The sequence below is a fragment of the Streptomyces sp. NPDC060031 genome (assembly GCF_042736805.1).
Taxonomy (GTDB): domain Bacteria; phylum Actinomycetota; class Actinomycetes; order Streptomycetales; family Streptomycetaceae; genus Streptomyces.
On sequence record NZ_JBHWVM010000014.1, the window covers coordinates 106228 to 114253 of the forward strand.

At 68.7% G+C, this 8026-nt stretch carries 7 protein-coding genes, 1 tRNA gene and 1 other RNA gene; 2 read left to right on the top strand and 7 right to left on the bottom strand.

Features of this window, described 5'->3' with window-relative positions; all coding sequences use genetic code 11:
• Positions 1-27 precede the first annotated feature (27 nt).
• The 7 genes from ACFWB8_RS09255 to ACFWB8_RS09285 form a co-directional block, all read right to left on the bottom strand.
• Positions 28-699 (bottom strand): hypothetical protein, encoded by a 672-nt coding sequence (locus ACFWB8_RS09255; RefSeq protein ID WP_385223860.1) that lies wholly within the window; start codon positions 697-699, stop codon positions 28-30.
• Positions 699-1427, bottom strand: a complete 729-nt coding sequence (locus tag ACFWB8_RS09260) for a DUF5825 family protein (protein WP_385223861.1) — start codon at positions 1425-1427, stop codon at positions 699-701. Before ACFWB8_RS09260 ends, ACFWB8_RS09255 begins: the two co-directional genes overlap by 1 nt.
• On the bottom strand, positions 1424-3295 hold the full coding sequence (locus ACFWB8_RS09265; protein ID WP_385223862.1) for a RiPP maturation radical SAM C-methyltransferase: 1872 nt from the start codon (positions 3293-3295) through the stop codon (positions 1424-1426). Before ACFWB8_RS09265 ends, ACFWB8_RS09260 begins: the two co-directional genes overlap by 4 nt.
• Positions 3296-3620: 325 nt before the next feature.
• Positions 3621-4664 (bottom strand): tryptophan--tRNA ligase, encoded by a 1044-nt coding sequence (trpS, locus tag ACFWB8_RS09270; protein WP_385223871.1) that lies wholly within the window; start codon positions 4662-4664, stop codon positions 3621-3623.
• A gap of 614 nt (positions 4665-5278) precedes the next feature.
• Positions 5279-5701, bottom strand: a complete 423-nt coding sequence (locus tag ACFWB8_RS09275) for a PIN domain nuclease (RefSeq protein ID WP_385223863.1) — start codon at positions 5699-5701, stop codon at positions 5279-5281.
• Entirely contained in the window at positions 5698-5913 is a 216-nt protein-coding gene (locus tag ACFWB8_RS09280; protein ID WP_374778334.1) for a type II toxin-antitoxin system VapB family antitoxin, read from the bottom strand. Before ACFWB8_RS09280 ends, ACFWB8_RS09275 begins: the two co-directional genes overlap by 4 nt.
• Positions 5914-6285: 372 nt before the next feature.
• Positions 6286-6373: transfer RNA gene (locus ACFWB8_RS09285), tRNA-Ser, on the bottom strand.
• 107 nt (positions 6374-6480) lie between these two features.
• On the opposite strand from ACFWB8_RS09285, the gene ffs reads away from it, so the two are divergent.
• Positions 6481-6579, top strand: an RNA gene (gene ffs / locus ACFWB8_RS09290) — signal recognition particle sRNA small type.
• 117 nt (positions 6580-6696) lie between these two features.
• Positions 6697-8026: DNA polymerase III subunit gamma and tau (locus ACFWB8_RS09295; RefSeq protein WP_385223864.1), on the top strand; the 1330-nt coding region annotated here is incomplete at its 3' end.

The window sequence follows — 8026 nt, forward strand, 5'->3', positions numbered from 1 at the left end:
CCTTCGTTGGTTCCCTTTGAACTCGCGTCACTCGGACGGCAATTCCACGCGGAATTCATCGCAGACCTCGGACGGAATCCGTATGTCGAGCTGTCGACAGCTCTCCGGCTCCGGACCGGGCCGCCAGCCCGCCACCCGGTGCGCCAGACCACCGCTGTCAGCGTGCACGTACCAAATGACATTCACCGGCCAGCAGGACTGACCGAAGAGGTACTCGTCCATCCGCGTCGGAACTTCACTGAGCTGCTGGAACCGCTCGTTCGGCGGGCCGATCTCGTGCCAGTTCGGATGCGAATGTATGGAGCCCATCAGCTCCAGGCCGTTCGCGGCCTGCTGCTGGATCGCCCGGAGCACACCCTTCTCGTCGGACCAGAAACCTCGACCCGGATTCCGGTACACGTCGCCGAAACGAGGCGCGATGGCCGTTTCGAACTCGGCGATGACGCTCTCGTCGCTGTCACGGACATTCGGCACGAATTCGATGTCGCGGATGGTGATCCCGGTGTCGTCCGCCTGCCCGAACAGCAGACCGGAAGCGCGCGGCAGATGGCTGGGTACGCCGTCGGAATCACGGCTGTCCAGACACTTTTGATACTCCTCCACGGCATATCCGAGGAAACGCCTGGCAGGTTCTGGTTCGAATCGGGCGAGCAGCGGCAGATCGCCGAACAGCTCCGTGTCGTCCACGGCGGTGGCCATCAGAGTCCCTCCTCCGGCTTCTTCCCGGCCGAGGCCAGGGTTCCCCCGAGCAGGGCTGCGCCCAGGGGCCAGGTACGCATGTGCAGCGGCAAGGTCACGCAGTGGTCCCCGATGCGCAGGAGCAGGCCCTTTTCCACCAGGTCCGCCGCGGCGGCGGCGTACTGCGGATCCCGGGACAGCCCGGCCCACGGGCATCCCGCCAGGCCTTGGCGGAAGACGTCCATCGTGGCGGGATCGTCGAGGACGATCCGCCGGCAGGATTCGGGCCGGTTGTCGACGACCGACAGGAAATTCGGACCCTTGCGGAAGTACAGGAGCCCGAAATCCTCGGAGGACCGCCACGCGCTGGCGGCCACGGCTTCTTTCCCCGCCACCACGGTCCGGTCGGGGGCGGGCAGATGATCGAGCCGACGGATCAGGTCGCGCTGTCCCGGGTCCAGGACCAGCGACCAGGAGACCGGGACGCCGATCGAGGCGCATTCGCGGATCAACGCGATGATCCGCACGATCGACGCGGCGGGGAGCGCCGCGAAGTCGGCGCTCTGCGCCAGCCGTACCCCGGCGACCGACATGCGGGGCAGCAGCGCCGCCAGTTCGGTGACCGCGGGAAGTGCCGCCCCGTCGGATCCGAGGGTCAGCGTCGCGGACGCGGGCCGATCACCGGTCGGCGGGCGCTCCGTATCCGAAGCCCGTTCCCTGAGTTCAGCGATGTCCATGAGTACGCTCATCGCGACGCAAACACCTCCCTGCCATTGACCAGCTTCCGCCGGTACGGGTCGACCTCGAGCGCGACGCTCACGTAGCGGCCCTCCTCCTCGAACGCCAGGCCGCGGTCGACGAAGTAACGGAGCATCTCCTCGACCTCGCCCTCCCCGGCCGCGAACCCGGCGGAGGCCAGGCGTCGGCGTACTCCCTCCTGGCCGGCGCCCTGGAACATGCCCAGGTACACGTTGCTCTGGCGGTCGTCCAACTCGATCACTTCCTCCGGCCAGCTGGCTCGGCGGTCTTCGATGACGACCCGGTCCCGGTCGTCGATCCAGTAGGAGAGGCTGCTCTGGTCGTACGCCGCGGCCCATTCGTCGACCGCCTGCTTCAGTTCGTCCTCGACGGGGCCCACGATTCCCTCGTCGGTCGTGTCGAAGAGGTAGACGAAGTCGTAGAGCTGATCCCTCGGCACCTCGTAGATGAAGTCGTAGATTTCGGCGGGACGGCGGAACATGAACCCGTTGGTCGGCTCCTCGAAGTACGGACTGAACCGCTCCAACGCGATGCGCCAAGCCCCGGTCGGCGGCTGGAGGTGCTCGAGCGTGGTGAACCTCTTGAGCAGTCCGCGGTAGTCCTCCTCGGTCTCACCGGGAAATCCGTAAAGGATGTTCCAGGTGACGTTGAGGCCGAGGTCCTCCGAATCGCGCAGGAGCCGCACGTTGTGCGCGCCGCTGACGCCCTTGTCCATGAGGCGCAGCACATGGGAGCTCAGGCCCTCGATGCCGGGCTGCACGTAGAGCACGTTCGCTTCGCGCAGGCTCTTCAACTGGTCACGCGTCAGGTTGGACTTGATCTCGTAGTGGATCCGCAGATCGAGGTCCAGGGCGGCCAGCTCCGGTATGACCGTGCCGAAGTACTTCATGTCGAGGATGTTGTCCACCATGACCAGATCGAGGATCTGGTAGCGCTCGACGAGATCCTGGACTTCCCGGGCGATGCGTTCGGGGGCCTTGCTCCGGAAATCGATGTTCGATCCGTTCAGGCCGCAGAACGTGCATTGATGGCGGTCGCCCCACCAACACCCGCGGGAGGTCTCCATGACCAGCATCGGACGGACGTGGTCCTGGACGGGTGAACTCTTGAGCGCCCGGAAGTAGCTGTCGTAGTCGGGCGCGGGCACCGCGGCGAACGGCAGCGCCGCCGCGGCGGGCGGATTCGCCACCGTCCGGCCCTCTTCGTCACGCCAGCTGAGCCCCGGCACGTCGGCGAAACCCTTGCCTTTGGCGATGCGGTTCAGCAGCGCGGGCAGCGCGCGCTCGCCCTCCCCACTGATCACGAAGTCGAGCTGCTCGAAGTTGCGGTGCAGGGCGGGGCCTTGCGGCCCGTCGCAGTTGGCGCCGCCGATCAGCGTCCGGATGCCCGGTGCGATCCTCTTCAGCTCCTTGGCCAGGGCGAGGGACGGCACGTTCTGCATGAAGGTGCTCGTGAAGCCCACGACGTCCGGGGGATCCGCGGCGATCTCGGCCGCGAGGTTCCGGATGAATTCCCGGGAGTGCTTCTGCATCTCGACGGGAACCTGCGGCTCTATGCCGCGCTTCTGGAGGAACTCGGAGAACTCGTCGACCCGATGTCCGTCGACGTCGTACAGCGCCGAAGTGAACACCCAGTCGCCCACGCCGTGGAAGACCTGGACCGCGACCTCACCGTAGTGCTCCGCCGTGATGTAGCCGTCGCTCTCGCGCATCAGGTGTTCGGCCCACGGGATGTTGGCGTACAGCTCGTCGACTTCCCAGCCGGCGGCTTGTCTGCGGACGCACGGCCCCAGGATTCCGAGGGCGCTCGACGGCGTATCAAGCCCTTGCCATGGCATGGCGACCAAGAGGATTTTCATAGGATGCCTACCTCAAGAGGTCTGTCGACAGCAGAAGACGCGTAGGGTTTTGCTCGACCTCTGGCGTCCAGCGTCACCGACCTGCCTCGACGAACCACCGGGGACGGCTTGAGGTGGACTCGGGTTGCCGGTGAGGCCCGGTCGTCCCGGCGTGGACCGCCGCTCGTCCCGGATCCCCCGCTCCTCGTCCGGGATCCCCGCTCCTCGTCCCGGCGCCGACCCCGCCGCGCGGCCGCGCGGCCGCGCGCACACCAAAGAGGGGCGGCCCCGTGGGGACCGCCCCTCTCACACCCTCAGCACGCCGCCCGCTCCGGGCGTGGGAGGGTCAGTACTGGCTGTTCATGGCGGCACGCACCTCGGCGAGGGTGGTGTCCGCCGTGGCCCTGGCGCGCTCGTTGCCCTCGCGCAGCGTCCGGCGGAGGTAGCCGCGGTCCTGCGCGTACTCGGCCCGGCGGGCCCTGATCGGCGCCAGGTACTCATTGACCGCCTCGGTCGCGGTCTTCTTCAGCGCGGCGGCTCCCGCGGAGCCGATCTCGTCGGCCACTTGATGAGGGGTACGACCCTGGCAGAGGGCCGCCAGAAGAATGAGCGACGACACCTCGGGGCGCGCGGCAGGGTCGTAGGTGATGTGGCGCTCGCCGTCGGTCTTGGCCCCCTTCAGCAGGCGGGCGGTCTCGTCGGCGTCGGCGGCCAGGGCGATGGCGTTGCCCCGGCTCTTGCTCATCTTGGTGCCGTCCGTGCCGAGCAGCAGCGGTGCGCTCGACAACAGGGCATCGGGCCGGGGGAACACGGGGGTGCCGTTGCCGTAGCGGTCGTTGAAGCGGCGCGCGATGGTCCGGGTCAGTTCGAGGTGCGGGAGCTGGTCCTGACCGACCGGGACGAGGTTGGCCTTGCAGAAGAGGATGTCCGCGGCCTGGTGCACGGGGTAGGTGAGCATCAGGCCGCTCACGGCGGACTGGCGCGAGTGGGTGATCTCGTCCTTGACCGTGGGGTTGCGGTTGAGCTCCGAGACGGAGACCAGGCTGAGGAAGGGCAGCATCAGCTGGTTGAGGGCCGGGACGGCGCTGTGCGTGAAGATCGTGCTGCGGGCCGGGTCCACGCCGATGGCGAGGTAGTCCAGCACCAGCTCCTCGACGTGCCACGTCAGGTTGTCCGCCACGTCCCGGTCGGTGAGGACCTGGTAGTCCGGGATGATCACGAGCATTTCCACGCCGAGGTCCTGAAGACGTACGCGGTTGTGCAGCGTGCCGAAGTAGTGACCCAGGTGCAGCCGGCCGGTCGGGCGGTCGCCCGTCAACACCCGGAACTGCCCCGGATCCTTGAGGATCTGCTCCTCCAGCTCCGCGCTGCGGGCCTGCGCGGCGGACATCCCGAGCGTGTCGACGGCGGGACCCGAGGAAGAGACGTCGGGATCTGCCGTCCGGGACGCGGTGTTCATAAGTCTCCTGGTGGGTCGGTGGGGCCCTCAGAATTACATGTCACGTCGTCAACACTAAGGCGGCACAAGCCAGATGGGTGTCAAGGCTCCGGCGCGGCGCAAGGCCGCCGTTTCGATGCCGTACGGCGGCGCGGGCCGGGCCCCTCGCCGCCCACCGTGCGGGGCGCGCATCCGGAGAGCCGGCCCCGGAGGCGTGGCGCGGCGCCCTCGACGATCACCCGGAAGGACTCCCCGGCCGAGGACCACTGCCGGCGCCGGGCGCCCCACGGTGATCGGCGGGTGAAGATCTCCGGACTGCGGTCGGGGAACGCGAAGGGCCCCGCTGCAAGCAGCGGGGCCCTTCGACGTCGTGCCCGGTGAGGCACTGGCGGAGGATACGAGATTCGAACTCGTGAGGGGTTGCCCTCCACACGCTTTCCACATGTTCGTCGGGGGGTTCGGCGACGGTCGCGGGCGTCCCGGCCTGTGGCGAAGGTAGCGGCTACGGACTCGCCCTACGGTGCTGTACACCCGCGAATGAGACCAGGACCGAGACCAGCGTGGGCTTACTTGCCGGCCTCCGGGCCGTACCACTGCATGGCTTGGCCGGTGACAGCCGCGATGCACTCGAAATCGTGGTCGCGGTGCAGGAGAGTCAGCCCCTGCAGTTCCGCGGTGGCGGCAACGACGAGGTCCACCGCGCCCGCACTGCGGTGCTGCCCGCGCTGGGTCAGTAGCTCCTGGACCTGCCAGGCGCGGTCGTACGCCCGGTCGTCGACGGGCACCCAGCCGAACAGCAACCGCATGTCATCGATGCCGCGCGCGCGGTCTGCGGCGGATCGGGCACCGTAGAAGAACTCCAGCTCGGTGATCGGGCAGGTTGCGATGAGACCAGCCGCAGCCGCCTGATCCCAGCCGTACTGTTCGGCGTCGCCGTGCAGGAACCGTGCGAGTGCGCTGGTGTCGATCAGGAACTGTGCCGCGCTCACCGTCGGTAGTTCCTCTTGTCCTCGAAGAGGCCCAGGTCGAACGCGCCCTCTCCGGCGGTAGCCCGCAGCCGAGTGAGCGCGAGCGCGCGCCGGCGGTTCTCCAACACTTCGCGCAAGGCGGTGTTGACCGTCTCCTTCTTGGTGCTCGTCCCGAGCGCCTGAGCCACGTCGGCCAGCAGCTCGTCGTCAAGGTCGATCACTGTTCGACTCATCTGGACACCTCCCGTGATATCAGCTGACCCATAAAGTATATCCAGCATGGTGTCTACGGTGGAGCTCTTCCGAAGATCACAAAATGCGGCTTGCGAGCTGCTGACTTCGATCTTTGGTGTGGCGAGCATGGTGATGAACAGGGCGAGGAGGTGCCAGGTGCGGTGGATCACCATCGCGGCAGGGGTCCTCGTGGCCGTAGGGCTTGCGAGGTGCCTGCTGGTGCACGTCCGGACGTTTCTTGCGGAGCTCGCCGAGGTGATTCGGGTGTGGCGCCAGGTCCGGCAGTTGCTGAGGCGGGGGCGCGAGGGCGAGGAACGCAGAAGGCCCCGGCCGGTTTCCCGGTCGGGGCCTTCAAGTGCCCGGTGAGGCACTGGCGGAGGATACGAGATTCGAACTCGTGAGGGGTTGCCCCCAACACGCTTTCCAAGCGTGCGCCCTAGGCCACTAGGCGAATCCTCCGCTGCAAACAATACAAGACGCTGAGGGGTGCTCGCGCACGTGATCGCCCGGCGGGGAGTCGGCCGGCATCCGGCTCGATTCCGGGGGCATCCATCCGCTAGGGTGGGGCCAGCCCCTCACGTGGCGCTATCTCACCCAACTCCCCCAGGGCCGGAAGGCAGCAAGGGTAAGTGGGCTCTGGCGGGTGCGTGAGGGGCGCTTTGCGTTCCGGGGCGGCTTCCGGCGGCTTCCTGCGGGTCCCGGCGGGCCCGGGCGGCCGCCCGTGGGCCCGGGTCCGGGTCGGAGGGCCGCTGATGTCGGTGGGCCCGGATAACCTCGTAGACGTGTCGTCCCTTGCGCTGTACCGCCGCTATCGCCCCGAGTCGTTCGCCGAGGTCATCGGGCAGGAGCATGTCACTGCACCGCTGATGCAGGCCCTGCGGAACAACCGGGTCAATCACGCGTACCTGTTCAGCGGGCCGCGCGGGTGTGGAAAGACGACCAGCGCGCGCATCCTCGCCCGCTGCCTGAACTGTGAGCAGGGTCCCACCCCGACCCCGTGCGGCGAGTGCCAGTCCTGCCGTGACCTGGCCAGGAACGGGCCGGGCTCCATCGACGTCATCGAGATCGACGCCGCCTCGCACGGTGGTGTGGACGACGCCCGTGACCTGCGGGAGAAGGCTTTCTTCGGCCCCGCCGCCAGCAGGTACAAGATCTACATCATCGACGAGGCCCACATGGTCACCTCGGCGGGCTTCAACGCCCTGCTGAAGGTCGTCGAGGAGCCGCCGGAGCACCTCAAGTTCATCTTCGCCACCACCGAGCCGGAGAAGGTGATCGGGACCATCCGGTCCCGGACCCACCACTACCCCTTCCGGCTGGTCCCGCCCGGCACCCTGCGCGACTACCTCGGCGAGGTCTGCGGACGCGAGGGCGCCAAGGTCGAGGACGGCGTGCTGCCGCTCGTCGTACGGGCCGGCGCCGGCTCCGTGCGTGACTCGATGTCCGTCATGGACCAGCTGCTCGCCGGCGCCACCGACCAGGGTGTGACATACGCCATGGCCACCTCCCTGCTCGGGTACACCGAGGGGTCACTGCTCGATGCCGTCATCGACGCCTTCGCCTCCGGGGACGGCGCGGCCGCCTTCGAGGTCGTGGACCGCGTCGTCGAGGGCGGGAACGACCCGCGCCGCTTCGTCGCCGACCTGCTGGAACGGCTGCGCGACCTGGTGATCCTCGCCGCCGTGCCCGACGCCGGGGAGAAGGGGCTCATCGACGCCCCCGCCGATGTCGTCGAGCGGATGCAGGCCCAGGCCTCCGTCTTCGGGGCCGCCGAGCTGTCGCGCGCCGCCGACCTGGTCAACACCGGGCTCACCGAGATGCGCGGCGCGACCTCGCCGCGCCTGCAGCTCGAGCTGATCTGCGCCCGGGTGCTGCTGCCCGCCGCCTTCAGCGACGAGCGGTCCTTCCAGGCGCGGCTCGACCGGCTGGAGCGCAGCGGGCCGCCCGCCGGCTTCGTGGCCGCCCCGCCGGCCGCCGCTCCCGCCATGGCCTACGTCCCCGGCCCCGAGTCGCACGCCATGGCCCCGGCCGCGCACCCGGCTCCCGCCTCCGCGCCCGTCGCTCCCGCCTCCGCGCCCGCGCCCGTCGCTGCCCCCGCGCCCGCCGTCGTAC